This is a genomic window from Flavobacterium fluviatile (assembly GCF_010645065.1).
GTDB classification, from domain to species: domain Bacteria; phylum Bacteroidota; class Bacteroidia; order Flavobacteriales; family Flavobacteriaceae; genus Flavobacterium; species Flavobacterium fluviatile.
The window spans coordinates 151,523-169,623 of the sequence record NZ_JAADZW010000009.1 but is presented as its reverse complement, the minus strand read 5'-3'; the positions used below and the strand labels follow the sequence as shown (position 1 = coordinate 169,623).

At 35.8% G+C, this 18,101-nt stretch carries 15 protein-coding genes; 7 read left to right on the top strand and 8 right to left on the bottom strand.

Annotated features, from left to right (window positions below):
* Positions 1-238 precede the first annotated feature (238 nt).
* From GXM17_RS11795 to GXM17_RS11775, 5 genes are all read left to right on the top strand, one after another.
* The gene (locus GXM17_RS11795) at positions 239-862 is read left to right on the top strand and encodes a PASTA domain-containing protein (RefSeq protein ID WP_163399528.1); all 624 of its coding nucleotides are present in this window, start codon (positions 239-241) and stop codon (positions 860-862) included.
* Positions 852-1,895, top strand: a complete 1,044-nt coding sequence (locus GXM17_RS11790; protein ID WP_163399527.1) for an RluA family pseudouridine synthase — start codon at positions 852-854, stop codon at positions 1,893-1,895. Before GXM17_RS11795 ends, GXM17_RS11790 begins: the two co-directional genes overlap by 11 nt.
* A 196-nt stretch (positions 1,896-2,091) precedes the next feature.
* Entirely contained in the window at positions 2,092-2,874 is a 783-nt protein-coding gene (locus GXM17_RS11785; RefSeq protein WP_163399526.1) for a HipA family kinase, read from the top strand.
* Complete coding sequence (locus tag GXM17_RS11780; RefSeq protein WP_163399525.1) at positions 2,864-3,247, top strand: DUF3037 domain-containing protein; 384 nt, start codon at positions 2,864-2,866, stop codon at positions 3,245-3,247. The genes GXM17_RS11785 and GXM17_RS11780 overlap by 11 nt, the downstream gene beginning before the upstream one ends.
* 662 nt (positions 3,248-3,909) lie before the next feature.
* The gene (locus tag GXM17_RS11775) at positions 3,910-4,629 is read left to right on the top strand and encodes a phospholipase A (protein ID WP_244307386.1); all 720 of its coding nucleotides are present in this window, start codon (positions 3,910-3,912) and stop codon (positions 4,627-4,629) included.
* 280 nt (positions 4,630-4,909) lie between these two features.
* Here the strand turns inward: GXM17_RS11775 and GXM17_RS11770 are convergent, their stop codons facing one another.
* Positions 4,910-5,419 (bottom strand): GNAT family N-acetyltransferase, encoded by a 510-nt coding sequence (locus GXM17_RS11770; RefSeq protein WP_163399523.1) that lies wholly within the window; start codon positions 5,417-5,419, stop codon positions 4,910-4,912.
* Between the two features lie 355 nt (positions 5,420-5,774).
* On the opposite strand from GXM17_RS11770, the gene GXM17_RS11765 reads away from it, so the two are divergent.
* A complete protein-coding gene (locus tag GXM17_RS11765) occupies positions 5,775-6,545 on the top strand; it encodes a hypothetical protein (protein WP_163399522.1) in 771 nt (256 codons plus the stop codon).
* Positions 6,546-6,639: 94 nt separating this feature from the next.
* Here GXM17_RS11765 and GXM17_RS11760 read toward each other — a convergent pair whose 3' ends face one another.
* On the bottom strand, positions 6,640-7,707 hold the full coding sequence (locus GXM17_RS11760) for a BamA/TamA family outer membrane protein (RefSeq protein ID WP_163399521.1): 1,068 nt from the start codon (positions 7,705-7,707) through the stop codon (positions 6,640-6,642).
* 870 nt (positions 7,708-8,577) lie between these two features.
* Between GXM17_RS11760 and GXM17_RS11755 the strand changes: the two genes are divergently transcribed.
* Positions 8,578-9,960, top strand: a complete 1,383-nt coding sequence (locus tag GXM17_RS11755; protein ID WP_163399520.1) for an MFS transporter — start codon at positions 8,578-8,580, stop codon at positions 9,958-9,960.
* 373 nt (positions 9,961-10,333) lie between these two features.
* Here the strand turns inward: GXM17_RS11755 and GXM17_RS11750 are convergent, their stop codons facing one another.
* The 6 genes from GXM17_RS11750 to thrA all read right to left on the bottom strand — a co-directional run bounded on the left by GXM17_RS11750 (position 10,334) and on the right by thrA (position 18,043).
* Positions 10,334-11,062 (bottom strand): hypothetical protein, encoded by a 729-nt coding sequence (locus GXM17_RS11750; RefSeq protein WP_163399519.1) that lies wholly within the window; start codon positions 11,060-11,062, stop codon positions 10,334-10,336.
* A complete protein-coding gene (locus tag GXM17_RS11745; protein WP_280115300.1) occupies positions 11,059-12,249 on the bottom strand; it encodes an RNA-directed DNA polymerase in 1,191 nt (396 codons plus the stop codon). Before GXM17_RS11745 ends, GXM17_RS11750 begins: the two co-directional genes overlap by 4 nt.
* A gap of 54 nt (positions 12,250-12,303) precedes the next feature.
* The gene (locus GXM17_RS11740) at positions 12,304-12,654 is read right to left on the bottom strand and encodes a hypothetical protein (RefSeq protein WP_163399518.1); all 351 of its coding nucleotides are present in this window, start codon (positions 12,652-12,654) and stop codon (positions 12,304-12,306) included.
* Between the two features lie 173 nt (positions 12,655-12,827).
* Positions 12,828-14,117 carry a threonine synthase gene (thrC, locus tag GXM17_RS11735; RefSeq protein WP_163399517.1) on the bottom strand — a complete coding sequence of 430 codons (1,290 nt, stop codon included), beginning with the start codon at positions 14,115-14,117 and terminating at the stop codon, positions 12,828-12,830.
* 406 nt (positions 14,118-14,523) lie between these two features.
* Positions 14,524-15,444, bottom strand: a complete 921-nt coding sequence (locus GXM17_RS11730) for a homoserine kinase (RefSeq protein ID WP_163399516.1) — start codon at positions 15,442-15,444, stop codon at positions 14,524-14,526.
* A 151-nt stretch (positions 15,445-15,595) separates the two neighbouring features.
* The gene (gene thrA, locus GXM17_RS11725; protein WP_163399515.1) at positions 15,596-18,043 is read right to left on the bottom strand and encodes a bifunctional aspartate kinase/homoserine dehydrogenase I; all 2,448 of its coding nucleotides are present in this window, start codon (positions 18,041-18,043) and stop codon (positions 15,596-15,598) included.
* Positions 18,044-18,101 lie beyond the last annotated feature (58 nt).

The following is an 18,101-nucleotide window of genomic DNA, read 5'->3' as shown; positions in this document are numbered from 1 at the left end:
ATTCGTTTTGTTTATTAATTGTTAGTATTTCAAAGATACATTTTCATATTTTTAATCTATGTCAAAGATATGAGCCCCGATAGAGCCGGTATCCTTTTTGACCGCTTTTTTGCGGGTAAAAAGATATAGGCGAAAGCGGGAAACAGCTCCTGATTATTCGCTTTCTTGCTTAAAACAAAATTATCATTTTTTTTGAAACGAAATAGCTTTATCTTTGCGTTCATCTAAAAATAAATTTATGAGTTTACGTAATTATTTAACGAGCCGTGTGTTTTTTTTACAACTGTTGGGCGCAGCTGCTATTATTGTAGTTTTGGGCTATTTGTTTATGCACTGGCTGACGTTTACAACGGATCACGGACATGAAATTGCGGTTCCGGATTTATCGAAACTGACGGAAGAGCAGGTTGAGGAAAAACTGGACGAACTGGATTTGGATTATGTGCTTTTGGACAGTGTTGATTACAGAAGTGAATATCCTAAATTTAGTGTGGTAGAGCAGGATCCGTCACCAGGAACAAAGGTAAAAGTAGGACGAAAAATATATATTAAAATTAATGCATCGGGTTTTTCATCTGTTCGAATTCCGGATTTAATAGAAAAAACATATCGTGAAGCGGTTCCGACCCTTAAAGCTTTAGGGCTTCAGGAAGGAACGATTACGTATATTCCGAATCTTGGAAAAGATATGGTTTTGGAGATGCGTTATAAAGGAAGAAACCTGAAAGTAGGTGACCGTGTACTTAAAGCGTCTAAAATTGACCTGGTTTTAGGTGACGGAAAAGCAACTTATGTAGATGAAAGTGAGGTTGTAGACAGTACTGCTGCGCCAATTGAAGAAACCCCGGCTGATGAACAATAATAATGAAGAAAATTTAGATCTGGAAGACGAGTTATTCGAACATTACAGATTTGAAGTCCCAAAAGGTCAGGCGTTTTTACGTATTGACAAATATTTGATGTATTTGATTCCGAATGCCACGCGAAATAAAATTCAGAATGCGGCCACTAACGGAAACATTTTTGTGAATGATATTCCGGTAAAGTCAAATTACAAAGTTAAACCTTTTGATGTTATAACGGTTATGCTGTCGCATCCGCCGTTTGAGAATAGAGTAGATCCGGAGGATATTCCGCTGGATATCGTTTATGAAGATGAAGCGCTCTTGCTTATCAATAAACCGCCAGGGCTGGTAGTGCATCCCGGGCATGGCAATTATACCGGAACTTTGGTGAATGCTTTGGCTTTCCATTTTGAAAATCTGCCAATGAACAGCAGCGAACGTCCAGGTTTGGTTCACCGAATTGATAAGGATACGTCCGGACTTTTGATTATAGCCAAAACAGAAGCTGCCATGACACATTTAGCAAAACAATTTGAGGCTAAAACCACAGAGCGTGAGTATGTTGCGCTTGTTTGGGGAAATGTTGCGGCAGACAGCGGTACGATTGAAGGTAATCTTGCCAGACATTTGAAAGACCGTATGCAAATGGCGGTTTTTGCTGATCCTGAAATAGGTAAACCGGCCATCACGCATTATAAAGTTCTGGAACGCTTTGGTTACGTGACTTTAATTTCGTGTAAACTGGAAACAGGAAGAACGCACCAGATTCGTGCACACATGAAACATATCGGTCATCCGTTATTTAATGATGAACGCTATGGAGGCCATTTGATTCTGAAAGGAACTACATTCACAAAATACAAACAGTTTATTGAAAACTGCTTTAAAGCCCTGCCACGTCAGGCGCTGCATGCCAAGACACTTGGATTTGTTCATCCTAATACAGGCGAAATGATGCGTTTTGATACCGAACTGCCTCAGGATTTTCAGGATTGTATCGAAAAATGGAGGAATTATGTGAAATCGCATAATACTGAAGATCAGGAATAATAATTTGATAATGAGATAATTTGTCAATTAGATAATTCTTTTGAATATAATAAAAGCTCCTGGTGGAGCTTTTTATTTTTAATACTATTTATGGGAATTTTGAAATCGAAAAATTGATGAAGTATAAGAATTCAATTGTCTAAAAGAGTAAGTTTGTAGTATAGTAAATACTGTATAAGAAATATATTTTACTTATATGAAAAACAATTTCGATCTCAGAACGGTCAATGTTACCCGATATATTACGCCATTGCGAGAAGGCGGGTCTTTGCCGGCGTTGGCTGAAGCTGATGATGACTTTAAATATGTCCTTAAATTCAAAGGTGCCGGTCATGGCGTAAAAGCACTGATTGCCGAATTGGTCGGCGGACAGATTGCCAAGGCTTTAAAACTACAGCTGCCGGAATTAGTTTTTGCCAATCTGGATGAAGCTTTTGGGCGTACAGAAGCTGATGAAGAGATTCAGGATTTACTGCAGGGAAGCCAGGGACTCAATCTGGCACTTCATTTCTTGTCAGGAGCGATAACTTTTGATCCGGTGGTGACGACTGTGGATGCGAAACAAGCTTCCCAGATTGTCTGGCTGGATGCTTACATTACCAATGTTGACCGAACTTTCAAAAATACTAATATGCTGATCTGGCATAAAGAACTGTGGCTGATCGATCACGGAGCATGTCTTTACTTTCATCATTCCTGGAACAATTGGGAATCGCATGCCAAAAGTCCGTTTGCACTGATTAAAGATCATGTTTTACTGCCTCAGGCTGCACTTTTAAAAGAGGTCGATGCCGAATTTAAAGCGATTTTAACGCCCGAAATTTTAGAAGAAATTGTAAATACAATTCCGTTAGAATGGCTACAGTGGGAAGATACCGACGAAACACCGGAAGGTTTGAGAAATGTGTATTTGCAATTTCTAAAAACGAGATTAGAGAATTCAGAAATTTTTGTAAATCAGGCTCAAAATGCAAGATAGTTACTTATACGAATATGCCGTAATTCGTGTTGTGCCAAGGGTAGAGCGCGAAGAGTTCCTGAATATCGGAATCATTTTGTTTTGCAAAAAAGCAAAATTTATAAAAGTGCTATCGCATATCGACGATGCTAAAATACAAGCCCTTTCAAGCGATTTTGATCTGGATCAGCTACACTGCAATGTAACTGCCCTTAAGAAAATTGCGAGCGGAGACAAAGATGGGGGAGCAATTGGTGAAATGGATATTCCGTCCCGTTTTCGGTGGCTGACAGCTATCAGAAGTTCTGCTATTCAAACCTCAAGACCACATCCCGGAATGTGTGAAGATTTAGACAAGACAATTCAGCGTTTGTTTGAAGAGCTTGTTCTGTAAAATTATAAGTTTTTTCAGGAGCTGTTCCTGCTGTCCGCTATATCTTTTGTGGCGAACCCCGCCACAAAAGTATGCCGCTTCCATCAGGGCTACGGCACTCGTTTTCATAAGAGGTTTTTATGAATTTTGTACACAGATTTTAAAAAAAATCGCAAAGTCTCAGAAGCACAAAGTTTTATATTTTACTCAGATTTTTTCTCATTTTTGTCATTCCGAGGAACGAGGAATCTCCGCAAGAAACTCCGTAATCAGAATCGCCAATCTTTGTCGAATTACGAGTTTAATTTCTCCTTCATCGAAATTACAAACTATCTGGTTACTTTATGCTGAATAGGGAAAAACTTTGCACCTTTGTGACTTTTGGGGATTAAAAAAGAAAAACTTAGAGAACCTCTGCGAAACCCTTTGATAATCTCTGCGGTAAAAACCCCTAAAGTTTTTCATAAATTTATTTATTGAGTCAACTCTTATTTTATTGAGTTAATATTTGTTATTGAAATAATATAACTTGTGTAAAAGCAAATAATAATCCAAATTTAAATTACAGAATGCACTCAAAATACCTATTGATTCTTATTATTCTATTTTCAATCCCAGTAAATTCCCAAATTTTAGAACCTATTTTAGAGACTAAAAAAAATTTTCGCGCAGCAGATTCCCTGTTGAAAGAACCTAGTTTTTCGGTTCATAAAGACAATTATTTTTTGACAGGAATCCCAATCAATACACACGTTACCCGTGATAATGCCGATGTTAAATATCAGGTAAGTTTTAAGCTCAGATTGAATTCAGAGCCTTTGTGGGGAGGCTTTTTTCCTTACCTCATGTACACCCAAAAAGCTTTTTGGGATATTTACGCGAGCTCAAAGCCGTTTGAAGAAATTAATTTCAATCCTGGTGTAGCCATAGTCCGTCCATTTTATTTAAAGGGAGGAAAACTAACATATGGAACAATCTCGCTGGAACACGAATCTAACGGAAGGGATTCTATTTATTCACGAACCTGGAACATGCTTGCTTTTTCTTTAAAATCACAGATTTCACCACGCTGGGTAGTGGGTTTGAGAGGTTGGATTCCACTTGTGGATAAAGATGATAATCCCGGACTGACGAAATATGTGGGTTATGGTGAAGCGAGTGCCACTTATCAAATACAGCCCGGAAGATGGAGTGCGGACATTCTTTTCAGAAAAGGAAGCGGTCTTATCAACTATGGATCTTTGCAGACACAGGTAAACTGGAGACCGTACAAAAACGAAAATTATTATCTCACCCTTCAGTGGTTTGTGGGTTATACAGAAAGTTTAATTGATTATCAGGAACATAAGAGTATGGTACGGATCGGATTTACGATAAAGCCGGAGAATATGGGGATTTTTTAAGTGTAATTTTTTTTTCTTTATAATATGAACTTTGTGACTTTGCGAGATTGGAAAAGACGTTGTGAATTTGTAATCGTAGCGAATTAAAAACACTGACTAAAGAATAAAATAGATTTTATTTCACGCAGATTTTGCAGATTTGAGCAGATTTAAAAAGATCTGCGTACATCTGCTTAAATCTTTTTAAATCTGCGTGAAAAACTTCGGCTTCGCAACTAAGCGAATAAAAAGAACTTCGTGAATCTCTGCGTAACTCTTGGTGAATCTTTGCGGTAAAACCCTAAACCAGCTTTTTCTCCAAATAAATAAACTCCAAAGGAACCTCAGATACCGTAACATGAATCTCACTCTCAGGAAAAGCCTCACGCTCACCAGTATCCACATAACCATGGCGTTTGTACCATGCAATAAGTTCCTCCCGAACGGAAATAACAGTCATAATAATACTCGATAACCCTAAAGCTTTAGCCTGATTTTCAGCTTCAGCCAAAAGTTTTTTCCCGATGCCGCTGTTTTGTAGTTCCGGCGAAACCGTCAGCATTCCCAAATACAATTGATGTCCTTTTTCGACCAATAAAACTGATCCGATAATGGTGTCATTCTCTGTAAATTTTAGAACCGTGTTTTTTGGATCAAGAAAGATTTCGGTCATTTCTTGTTCATCGGTTCTTTTTCCTTCGAGTAAATGCGCTTCGGTTGTCCAGCCTTTTTTAGAGGTTTTGCCTCTGTAAGCGGAGTTGATTAAGGTTACTAATGCGGGGATATCTTCTAAAGTTGCTTTTGTAATCATTTTTTTTATGAAATGTGTAATGTGAAATGTGAAATGTGTGGCTAGGGCTAAAATAAAAGTAAAATTACAATTTGATGTGGAATGAAAAACTGCTATTTTAAATTTATGTAAACTTGTTAGTGCTAATTATTAGAATCGTCAGTTCGAGTGTTTTTTTTGCAGAGAAACGGAACAAAAAAATGTATCGAGAACCATTTTGAATGATAATTTTCTGTTCTCGATACAATCCCGATGAAAAATCGGAATCACTCGAACTGACGAAAAATATCATCAAAAACTAATTAAACTTAACGAGTTATAAGTGGATTTGTAAATAAAATTATTGAAATTTGTATAAAACCCAAATCAATAATGTATGAGCAGAATACACTTGTTCGAATTTGAAGATCAGCAATGGCTTCCGGAATTTATTAGAAATTACATGACCGATTTTCTACAGTTTCTTTCTAATAAAACTGCGATGTACAAAGGCATAGTTCCGATAATCGAAAAAGGGTTAAAAGAAAGCCGGACCAATCAGATTATTGATCTCGCTTCTGGCGGTGGTGGCGGACTTATCTGGCTTAACACCGAATTGCGACAAAACAACCCCGATTTAAAAATTCTGCTCACCGATTATTTTCCCAATATTCCAGCATTTGAGCACACGCAAAAACAAGCCAACAATTTCGATTTTGTAAGAACATCAGTCGATGCCAGAAACGTTCCCGAAAACCTAAAAGGACTTCGAACGCAATTTTTATCCTTTCATCATTTTAAGCCCAAAGATGCACAGCAGATTTTACAAAATGCAATTGACACGAATAGTTCTATTGCGATTTTTGAAGGGCAGGAAAGAAGTTTTCAGAGTATTACGGCTATGATTTTTTCGCCGTTTACCGTATTGGTGACAGCACCCTTTATAAGGCCATTTCATATTGGCAGAATCATTTTTACGTATCTTATTCCGATTGTACCAGTTTTAATTTTATGGGATGGCGTAGTTTCTTCTTTAAGAACGTATTCTGTTGAAGAAATGAACGAATTGATTTCTAAGTTAGATAACAAAGAAAATTTTAATTGGGAAGTTGGAAGGGTGAAATCCGGACCAACTAAGATTTTGTATTTGTTAGGGACGAGAAAGTGATACTATATTTTATGCTGGCACGAGCGTTTTCGTAATTAGTTTTTTGACTTTCTTTGCGTTCACCAGCGGGACACTTGTGCCAGTGTGATAGATTTTAAAATGCTTCACCAATTCTAAAATAGATTCCCCAGTCTCCTTTACCGACGGCAGCATCCAAACCTACATTAAATTTTGTTTTTTTGAATGGATTATAGCGATAACCTAGTCCGGCACCCGGATATAACTTCCAATCGAATTCAGGACTGTCAGATCCGTAAATAGTAGCAAGTCCTGCAAAACCTACCAATCCCATTTTTTTTCCAAAATTATAACGGTATTCACCCTGTATATCCATAAGTCCTGCGCCTCTGTATTTACCTTCAGAATATCCACGAATATCTCTGTTTCCAAGTGTAGATTGTTGTTCAAATGCCACATCTCCAAGTCCAAATTTTCCATAAATTCTCACCGCAATCACATCCTTCTGATCCCGATTTTGAAAATACCTGTTAGCTGCAACTGATATTCTGTTCGAGGCAAGTTCGTTGTCGAAAAACTTGGGATAAGTTGACCAGTCCAGTTTAATTTTATATCCATTAGAAGGATAGTAAACAGCATCTCTTGTGTCGTACAATAAATTGACGACCAATGCATTGCTATGCGAAATAGAAGAGGGCGAGATGTCATCCTCATAAACTGTATTGTAGTGTGAGTAAGTGTAGGAGAGACCACCATAAAATTTTCCTGTAATTTTGCGCTGAACGCCGGCACTTAAAATCGTAATTTTGGTTCCGTAATCATAAAAATCGGCTTCTTCGATATCGTCAACAAAAAATTGTGAATTTTGATTGCCTGTCATAAAGAAAAGTTTTAAGCGCCATCTGTCTTCGCTCATATACCATTTATTAAAAACAGCTACTACATAAGATTTGTTTGTAGTGTAAATACCCGACATTCCGGACAATGATTTAGGTGAAATGCTATCTTCTGAATTGAGTTTGTACATCATCATGGGAATCGCACCAAACATAAATTTCAGGTTTCGGTTATAACTCACGTAAGGCATTACCCTGAGTTCGATTTTCTTTTCTTTTGATTCTTTTGGAAGGCTATCAGCAGTTTTCTGTCCAAATGAATATGGAATAAAACTTATAAAAATCAACAACGGTATAAACTTTATCATTTTATAAATTTATTTAGTAACGGTTACAGTGAGACAACTTTTTTTACTTAGTATAAATATAATATTTTTAAAATTATCATATAAGTAACTGAAATAAAGTTTTTTATATGGCGAAAAAGTTTGCACCTAAAGCTATAAGTGAAGATCAGATTTGTTTTTAAAAAGATAACCACAAAATACACTAAAACGTAATGTAAATTGAGGTTTTAAATTTTGTAATTGCAAAGCTTATCCGAGGAAACTCTTTAACTCCTCATAAGTTTTTGCGTTTACGAGTGTGACGCTTCAGCTAGCGATCGTCCACTGTCATTAAGTTAAGGGATATTGTCGTCAGTTCGAGTGTTTTCTTTAAAAATGCGATAGCTTTTTTTAAAGAAAATGTATCGAGAACCTTAGTATTAGAAAGCTTCTCGATACAATTTTTAATAATAAAGCTATCGCATTATGATTAAAAATCACTCGAAGTGACGTTAACTTAATGACATTGCGCTCGTGCTAGCATGGGGCTAGAATGGGGGAAACCTTAGTGCTAAAAACTTCTCGATACAATTTTTAATCATAAAAGCTATCGCATTATAATTAAAAATCACTCGAAGTGACGAATACGATTCCTCAACTTAAGGACAATGTGTCTGCATAGCGTAGGTTTCGATTTAATTTCTTACTGATTATGAACTTGTACTGTACGTTGTCAAAAATCAAAATAAATACTTAAGTATAAATACTTATTTTTTTTCAAAAAACTGCGTTTTGGCAGTTTTTATTCCAAGTTAAGCTTATAATTTTGCCATGTAAATAAGTAAAATACTTAGATATAAGTTTGATACTTAGAAAATAAAAAAAAGTACTTAACGATTAATTTTTTTTGATATGAGTTCAATTTCAACAAATCAACCGCTTTCAAGTTTAAACATTTTTAGTGGCAAAGGAGTTCAGATGCGTACCTTCCACATTACATGGTTAACATTTTTCTTTTGCTTTTTTGCATGGTTTGGTATGGCATCGCTTATGCCTATCGCCAAAGAGCAATTGCACCTGACAAAAGACCAATTAGGTAACATTCAGATTGCGTCGGTATCGGCAACCATTATCGCGAGATTATTAATAGGCCGATTAGTCGATAAATTTGGACCAAGAATAATTTATACCTGGTTATTACTGATTTGCTCCGTACCAGTATTATTGATTGGTATTTCACAATCGTATGAAAGTTTCCTGTTTTTTAGATTGGCTATCGGAGTTATTGGTGCTTCTTTTGTGATCACACAGTTTCATACTTCAGTAATGTTTGCGCCGTCCATTAAAGGGACTGCCAATGCTACAGCAGGTGGATTCGGTAATGCAGGTGCCGGTTTGGCCAATATTACCATGCCTCTTATTGCAGCAGGTTTCGTGGGATTAGGAGTGTGTACTGAGGAAGACAGCTGGAGATATGCCATGATTGTTCCCGGAGTACTATTATTGGTTTTTGCTTTTTTATATTTCCGATTTACCAAAGATTTGCCAAATGGTAATTATAAAGAACTCGGAATAGAAACAACCAATAAAGAAAATACCTTTATGCTGGCTGTAAAAGACTACCGTACCTGGGTTTTGACCATTGCTTATGCAGCTTGTTTTGGAGTTGAGATCACGATTGATAATTTTGCCCCGATTTATTTTACAGATACTTTTGGTGCCAGTTTGAAAACGGCAGGAATCTGCGCAGGTATTTTTGGATTAATAAATCTTTTTGCAAGACCATTAGGCGGAATCGTTGCCGACAAAGTAGGTAAGAGATATGGTTTTTCAGGGAAAAATTTATTGCTTGCATTACTGCTTCTTGTAGAAGGTGTTGGTGTTATTTTCTTTGGTCTGACAAATCAATTAGGGGTTGCTATATTTTTAATGTTCTTGTTTGGAATGAGTTTAAAAATGGCAAATGGAGCAACTTACAGTCTTGTACCCTTCGTAAATCCAAAAGCGGTAGGTAGTGTTGCCGGAATTGTAGGAGCAGGCGGAAATATAGGGGCGATGTTGATTGCTTTCCTGTTCAAAGCCAAGGCTGTTAAATTCACTAAGGATGTGATTGACGAAAGCGGAGTATCACAAACCAAGGATTTAATTGATTACACAAGTGCTTTTTATGTATTAGGAATCATTATTCTGGTAACAGGATTTGTAGTTTTGGCTATAAAACTTTTAGTTAAAGATAAAGAAGAAGAGAAATTACCTGCAGCTGTAAATTTAGCGTATCAAACAGTAAAATCTTAAATCTAAAAAATAGAAATAGTAAATGTTTTTGTTTAAAAAGAAAGGCTCTCAAGATAATGAGGGCCTTTCTTTTTTTACATGTTCAGCAGTTGTTTTTTTTAGTAAAAATAGCTTTATATTTTTGTCTTTGTGGGTAAAGATAATTTTTAGGAGCAGAAAATTCATTTTCATATGAAATTCAGTCCCGCTTTCCGTTGCAATCTTGTTTGCCGAACCCCGGCAAACAAGGATTTTCACTGCAATCGGGTCTAAGCGAGAAATTTAAATTTTCATATTTTTTTGCCAATTGTAGTCGTTAGTGCTGGTGCGAGCGTCTCGCTCGTACGCACGTCGCGTTCACGAGTAATTAAGTTTTTAAATATTTATCTTATAATCAAAATTTTGAATCAATTTGTACATCTCTAGTTAAGCTATCAAGTAAGTTCTCAAATGACTCATTTGGTGTTTTTCCTCCGGCTAAGTCATATATCAAGTTTTTTATATTGAACTTACAATATGTTCCTTTTCTAGGATTGTATAATCCTGCATATTTCCAATTTAAGCCAGATGAAACTTGTTGTAATGCTAGATATAATAATAATTGCTTTAGATCACTTGATCTAAAGTTTCTATTCACAGTTTTAATCTCAAATAGAGTATCGTCTATTGATAAATCACCTACTAAATCAGGTATAAAGCCATACCCCGTAAATGTTGGCTTAAATTTTACTTGTTTTTTTTTAATTTTTTGTATAAATTCTATTAGATTTTGACAAATTCTTTTTATTTCTGTTATTTCAATTTCATTTAATAAAAAATCTTTCTCAGAAAAATTACCTGATTTCCAGATAGACTTTGCTGTAAACTCAACTATTTTTTTAAGTTTTATTTCGTTTTCTATGTAATCTTCAATATATGATTCTTCTATTATGACTTTTTCAACTATATTAAAGGAAATTTCCGAAACAATGTCATTTCTAACATTTTCCTTTATAGGTATTGGAGCGTTTATATTAAAAATATGAGCTTCATTAAAAACTCTCATAAAGGTTGGAGTGAGTAATGGAAAATGTTGTTTCCAGATAACACTAAATTTTTCAGCAATCTCTCTTTCGGTTATCATACTAATATTATTTTTTTATTCTGATATCTTTCGCTGCACCAATCTCTTATTAGACTCTCTTCCTTGCTAAATAAGTTTTTGTTATGATTGCGCCAATGCTTTCCTTCATCACCAAGTACAAATGAAGCATAGATAAAAGCTCTTCTTTCCCAAGTTGTCATTGTTGTAAATTGATTTTTAATGTCTACTAACCAATAGTGGCAGTTCCAATTTGCCATTGCAACAATGATTTGACGTTTAAGAAAGTGATTGGTTTCAGTTTCATATAATTTAACGAATAACTTTTCTTTTTCTTGAGAATGCCTAATAGATAGTATTTGTACTAAATAGTTTAAATTGATTTCGATTTTAGTTAAGTAACTTTCATTCTTAAAAAGTTCTAACAGAGATTTATCAACTAAAATTTTTCCTTCATCTTTTAAATCTTCATAAATACTTCTAACAGATCGTATTATTGTTGTAAAAACTGGAGCAAGGGTTATTAGATTATTTTGATCTAAAAGTATTTTTATTGCTCGAACTTGATTAAGTCTTGATAAAACTTTAATTGAGTTAATTGCTTGTTTAGTAACAGTTTGGTCAATTCGAGTCTTATTAACTTCTTTCGAAAGAATACTGATTATATCAATTTCTCTAATTGCTTCTTTGAGTGTTTCGTAATCTTCCTCTGCAGTTGGTGAATACGGATCAAAACGTATAGAGATATTTAATAGTTTTTGTTCATCTTCTGAATTTTTGTCTTCTGCAGGTTTTGGATCCAAAAAATGATGAATATCTCTAAATTCATCTGAAGACATTATTTTAGTTTTATTTTTTTGTAATCCCAATTGATCATTTGAAAGTTTTTCAGATAATAGAATTAGAATTTTATATGCCTCTGATTCAGAATTACAAAAAATAGTGTAATCATCAGCATATCTACAAAAGACAATACTTCTTGATTTCAAATGAAAGTCTGTGTGATTTAACGCAAGTTCTGCTAATATTCGTGAAGCAGGACCTCCAACAGGTAAACCATATGATATCGTGCCTGAGAAAACACTTAAAAGTTTAATGATTTTTTTAGGAATATCTGTTGTGTTATCAACTCTTTTAAGTTCATTTTCTAATTTATGATGATTTATTCTAGGATAAAAGTTAGATATATCAGTTTGTAAAACTATATCGTAATCTTTTGAAAATTCTATACATTGCTTCTTATAATCTATCCAATTTGATTCCTTAAAAAGTAAACTTTTGGTTTAATTCCATTCAAATCTATATGAAAATACTTTTTTATCACTTTCTTTGACTCTTGTGTTTTCAATATTTTCTGACAAAGCGATAACCAGACTTAAAAAATATGCATTCCAAAATGGTTCAATCATTGTTGCTTGTCTAAAACCATAGTATCCAACTTGACTTAGTTTAACTAGTGTTAAAGGAGGAGACTCACTTAAAGCTTTTTCTAAATCTTTATGTATATTTTCTAAAATTTTTATTGAGTCTTCTAATTTTTCATCAAAAAGTAGTCTTTCGAATGGAAAAGGAAAAACATCAGTATCTCCGTGCCTAATTATATTTTGTAATGCTTTTTTAAAATTTTGCTTCATTGCTATATGTTTTACTGAATTAGGAAGGTATAGGTTTAATTTTTTGGTTGAATTATAACGCTATCAAACATAATGATTTTACTTACTAAAAACTAATCGGTAAATAAAAGAAAACCATAAACTACACTAAAAAAATAGCATAATTTATGGTTTGAAATAATAAAGGATAACTCTTACCCCAAGAAACTCTTCAACTCCTCATAACTCCCAATCTTCGTACTCACTTTCTCCTCATTAATAACACTCTCAATTTGAACAGGAATAGGAAGCGTAATTCCTAAAGCAGGTTCAACCACATCTAAGAATTTAATTGGGTGGGCGGTTTCTAAGAAAATACCAATGGCATTCGGGTATTTTTCAAGCTCTTTTTTCAAACCTAAATAACCAACCGCGCCGTGCGGTTCTGCGATATAACCATTTGTGTTATAAATATTTTTTAGAGCAACTAAAGTTTCTTCATCAGTATAACTATAAGAAGAGAAGTCTTTTTCGAACGCTTTTAAGTCATTATTGTACAATTCCTGAATCCTGATAAAGTTGCTTGGGTTTCCAACGTCCATTGCGTTAGAGATGGTTGCTTTAGAAGGTTTTGGGTCGTATTTTCCGTTTTCTAAGAATCTTGGTACGGTGTCGTTTACGTTTGTAGATGCTACAAAATGTTCAATTGGTAAACCTAATTTCTTTGCCATGATTCCGGCGCAGATATTCCCGAAGTTGCCACTTGGACAAGAGAAAACCAATGGTTTGTTCTGGCTTTTCAAAGCCTTGTAGGCAAAGAAGAAATAAAACATTTGTGGCAGCCAACGCGCAATATTAATAGAGTTGGCAGAAGTCAGGTTTTTGTGCGCTAAAGTTTCATCTAAAAACGCTTTTTTAACCATATCCTGGCAATCGTCAAAAACGCCATCAACTTCCAGCGCTTTGATATTCTGTCCTAAAGTTGTCAATTGCTTTTCCTGAATGTCGCTCACTTTTCCAGACGGATATAAAATGACAACATCAACGCCGTCAACGCCTAAAAATCCGCTGGCAACCGCTCCGCCTGTATCTCCGGAAGTCGCTACTAAAACGGTGTTTTTTGCCTCTTTTTTGTCTTTGTTGAAATAACCCAGACAACGAGACATAAAACGCGCTCCAACGTCTTTAAACGCCATTGTAGGTCCGTGAAATAATTCTAACGAATAGATTCCGTCTTCGACTTTCACCACAGGGAAATCAAAAACTAAAGTCTCAGCGATGATTTCTTTTAGTTTTGCTGCAGGTATTTCATCACCAACAAATTGTTTGATTGCTTCAAAAGCAATTTCTTCGTGGCTTAAACTTTCAATTTTATCAAAAAATGAAGGATCAAGAGGCGTAATGTTTTCCGGGAAATATAATCCTTTGTCACTCGCTAATCCTTGTATTACAGCTTCCTGAAAAGAAACTTTTGGGGCATTATGGTTTAAACTGTAGTATTTCATTGTGTTGTTTTAATTTAACCGCAAAGAGCGCAAGGAATTATTTTCTTTTGAAAACGCAGTGAGCGCAAAGCTTTGTGGTGATATTTTTTATTTCAATAATTTATATTTTCAATTATCTGTTAGTCTTGTCAGGCTGAGCGGAGTCGAAGCCCCGCAAAGTGAATTAACATAGTTTTGTCATTTCGACGGAGGAGAAATCTTCGCAAGTAACTCCGCAATGCGAATCCAATCTTTGTCGAGCTTATCGCGAAGATTCCTCGTTCCTCGGAATGACAAACTGAGCGTGACATACTTTGTCGCTCAATTTCCGTGGGCTTCGACTCCGCTCAGCCTGACAAACGTTTCGTATAAGTCTTAATACTTAATTCTTCGTACTTAATACTTTTTACAATTCACATTTCACATTTTACAAAACCCTTACGCCATCCGGATTAATTTTCGAAACGTGAATTTCATACGGTAAATTCATTTTCTCGTAAACGTCGCTCATGGCTTTTGCGATTTGGTCAGCTGTATTTTTTCCTTTGCTTAAAGCGAAAATAGACGGGCCGGAACCTGAAATTCCGGAGCCTAAAGCGCCGTTTTCGTAAGCTGTTTGTTTGATTAAATCAAATCCCGGAATTAAAACGCTTCGTATCGGTTCAACGATTTCGTCGTGAAGTGATCTTCCAATCAAATCGTAATCTTTAGTGTAAAGACCAGCGACCAATCCGCCTACATTTCCCCATTGCATAATGGCGCTTTTCAGTGAAACTGTTTGTTTTAATACAGAACGCGCATCAGACGTTTTTAACTCAATTTGTGGATGAACCACCGTTGCATACAATTCTTCAGGACTATCAATTCTGATAATATCCAAAGGCGAATAACTTCTTACCAAAGTAAAAGCGCCTAAAAGGGCAGGAGCGACGTTGTCGGCATGAGCATTTCCGCTGGCTAATTTTTCGCCCTGCATCGCAAACTGAACCAGATCTTTACGGGAATAAGGTCTTCCTAATAATTCATTAATTCCGAAAACCGCTCCCGCAGAACTGGCAGCACTGCTTCCGATTCCGCTTCCGGCTTTGATGTTTTTATAAATTTCGATTTCGAATCCAAAATCCAGTTCGTTCAAAGTTGCCAACATTGCCAAAGCCGCCACACCCGAAACGTTTTTCTCTGTTTCAAGAGGCAAATCGGCACCCACGATTTTAGTGATTCGAACTCCTTTTTGATCGACTTTCCGAACAATCATTTCATCGCCCGCATTGTCTAAGCAAAGTCCGAGTACGTCAAATCCGCATGAGAGGTTGGCGATAGTGGCCGGGCAAAATAGTTTAATTTCCATTTTTAAGGTTCTGAGGTTCTAAGATGCTAAGATTCTAAGGTTTCTTATGCAGCTTTTTATTTTTAGTTTCTAAGGTTTTGAGATTCTAAGAGACAAAGATTAAGTTTTAAAAAAAAACTCAGGACCTTAGCATCTTAGAACCTTAGCACCTTTAAATATTTCCAATTCTAATTACATCTGCAAAAATCCCTGAAGCCGTAACAGCGGCACCGGCACCGGCTCCTTTGATTAATAAAGGCTGATCTACATAACGATCGGTGTAGAAAAGTACGATATTGTCTTTTCCTTCCAAATTGTAGAAAGGGTGGTCTTTTGCAATGAACTGAAGGCCTACGTTTGCTTTTCCGTTTTCGAATTGCGCCACAAATTTTAGGCGGGATTCTTTTTCGTTGGCTTCTTTCAAAATATTCTCAAAATGCGAAGCATGTGTGATCAATGATTTGAAAAAATCTTCGTTATTTGTAGTCTTCATGCACTCGTCAGGTAAGAAAGACAGATTCTCGATGTCTTCTATTTCCATTTGATAACCGCTTTCACGAATTAAAATCAGGATTTTACGGGCAACGTCGATTCCGCTTAAGTCGATTTTCGGATCCGGTTCTGTGAATCCCTGAACTCCTGCTTCTTTCACAACATCATGGAAAGAATTATTTTCATCAAAATTGTTGAAAATAAAGTTCAGACTTCCGGATAAAACCGCCTGAATTTTATGTACTTTATCTCCGGATGCAATCAGATTTTTTACGGTATCGATAATTGGCAATCCCGCTCCAACATTCGTTTCAAATAAAAACGGAGCGTTGTATTGGCGTGATAAGCTTTTCAGTTTTTTATAGTTGTCGTAAGCAGATGAACAGGCAATTTTGTTACAGGTTACAACCGCAATACTTTCTTTTAAGAATTTTTCATACATTTCAGAAACGCTTGCATTTGCTGTAATATCTACGAAAATGCTGTTTCTTAAATTCAGTTCTTTGGCACGTGCGATGAATTCTGTCGGAATAGCCGCTTCTCCTTTGTCTAAAGTTGCCTGCCAGTCTTTTAGGGAAATTCCGTCTTCGTCAAATACCATTTTTCTGGAGTTGGACAAAGCAATCACACGAACATTGATTTTTAAAACATCTTTTAAGAATTTCTTCTGGCTATGAATCTGCTCGATGAATTTCTCACCCACATTTCCAACACCCATTACAAATAAATTCAGCTGTTTGGTATTTTCTTCGAAGAAATTTTCGTGTAATGTGTTGAGTGCTTTTTTAACATCTCTTTCGTTGATTACGGCAGAGATATTTCTTTCTGAAGCTCCTTGGGCAATCGCACGAATGTTTACGTTGTTTTTTCCTAAAGTGCTGAACATTCTTCCACTCAGACCCTGGTGGTTTTTCATATTTTCACCCACTAAAGCAATAATGCAAAGGTCTTTTTCGACAATGCAGGGATCGATTTTGTTTTGTAAAATCTCAACTTCAAATGCTTTGTTGATGGCTTCTTCAGCATTTTCAGCATCCGAATTTAAAATTCCGATACAGATGGAATGTTCAGAAGAGGCCTGAGTGATAAAGATAACATTGATTTTTTCGTGTGACAACACCTCAAACAAACGTTTTGAAGAACCTGAAACCCCAATCATTCCCGGGCCTTCAAGAGTTAATAACGAGATATTGTCAACATGGCTAATTCCTCTTACAGCGGTGCCATTTACCGGAGCCTGATTTGTAATTAAAGTACCAACTGATTCCGGTTCGAAAGTATTTTTGATTAAAATAGGAATGTTTTTTCTTAAAACCGGCTGAATGGTTGGCGGATACAATACTTTCGCACCAAAATGAGACAACTCCATTGCTTCCTGATATGAAATATTAGCAATTGGCTGAGCCTGTTTTACAATTTTGGGATTAGCAGTAAACATTCCGTTTACATCGGTCCAGATTTCAAGCTCTTCAGCATTCATTGCTCCGGCAATAATAGCAGCAGTATAATCAGAGCCGCCACGTCCTAAAGTTGAAGTAATTCCGTCAAGAGTCTGTGCAATAAATCCGGGTAGAATAGTAATTGCAGATTGATTCTCTTCGAAATATTCCTGAATCAGAACATTTGAAATTTCAAAATTTACAACCGCTTTACCAAAATCAGCATTTGTTTTAATTAGCTCACGGCTGTCTTTGTAAACAGCATTTTTATTAATTTGCTGATAAGCCTGTGCAATAATATAGGCAGAAAGTAATTCACCGAAACTCAAAATCGTATCTGCAGTCCTTGGAGATAATTCGCCCAAAAGGAAACAGCCATCTAATAAGGTTTCTAAATGGTTGATGATTCTTTTGATATGGCTTAAAAGGCTGCTCTGTTCACCAACAGGAATAAGTTCTTTTAAGGTGTCAAGGTGTTTTTTCTCAATTTCAGCAACAATATCCCTGAAGCTTTCGTCATTTTCAGCTGCTTTTGCTGCAGCAAGTTGTAACATATCAGTTACTTTACTCAATGCGGAAACTACTACAACGAGCTTGTCTTTTTCAGCTTTTTGTTTAACAATTTCGATAACGAGTTTTATATTTTGTGCATTGGCAACAGAAGTTCCGCCAAATTTTAATACTTTCATTTTTGATGTTTTTTCTTTTATGCAAAATATTTTATGTATCCAACGACTTTCTTCTTTC

Coding starts and splice junctions, on each gene's coding strand:
- thrC (WP_163399517.1), bottom strand. CDS start 14,117: ATGAAATACTACAGTTTAAACCATAATGCCCCAAAAGTTTCTTTTCAG.
- GXM17_RS11755 (WP_163399520.1), top strand. CDS start 8,578: ATGAGTTCAATTTCAACAAATCAACCGCTTTCAAGTTTAAACATTTTT.
- GXM17_RS11760 (WP_163399521.1), bottom strand. CDS start 7,707: ATGATAAAGTTTATACCGTTGTTGATTTTTATAAGTTTTATTCCATAT.
- GXM17_RS11765 (WP_163399522.1), top strand. CDS start 5,775: ATGAGCAGAATACACTTGTTCGAATTTGAAGATCAGCAATGGCTTCCG.
- GXM17_RS11785 (WP_163399526.1), top strand. CDS start 2,092: ATGAAAAACAATTTCGATCTCAGAACGGTCAATGTTACCCGATATATT.
- thrA (WP_163399515.1), bottom strand. CDS start 18,043: ATGAAAGTATTAAAATTTGGCGGAACTTCTGTTGCCAATGCACAAAAT.
- GXM17_RS11790 (WP_163399527.1), top strand. CDS start 852: ATGAACAATAATAATGAAGAAAATTTAGATCTGGAAGACGAGTTATTC.
- GXM17_RS11795 (WP_163399528.1), top strand. CDS start 239: ATGAGTTTACGTAATTATTTAACGAGCCGTGTGTTTTTTTTACAACTG.
- GXM17_RS11780 (WP_163399525.1), top strand. CDS start 2,864: ATGCAAGATAGTTACTTATACGAATATGCCGTAATTCGTGTTGTGCCA.
- GXM17_RS11770 (WP_163399523.1), bottom strand. CDS start 5,419: ATGATTACAAAAGCAACTTTAGAAGATATCCCCGCATTAGTAACCTTA.
- GXM17_RS11740 (WP_163399518.1), bottom strand. CDS start 12,654: ATGAAGCAAAATTTTAAAAAAGCATTACAAAATATAATTAGGCACGGA.
- GXM17_RS11750 (WP_163399519.1), bottom strand. CDS start 11,062: ATGATAACCGAAAGAGAGATTGCTGAAAAATTTAGTGTTATCTGGAAA.
- GXM17_RS11730 (WP_163399516.1), bottom strand. CDS start 15,444: ATGGAAATTAAACTATTTTGCCCGGCCACTATCGCCAACCTCTCATGC.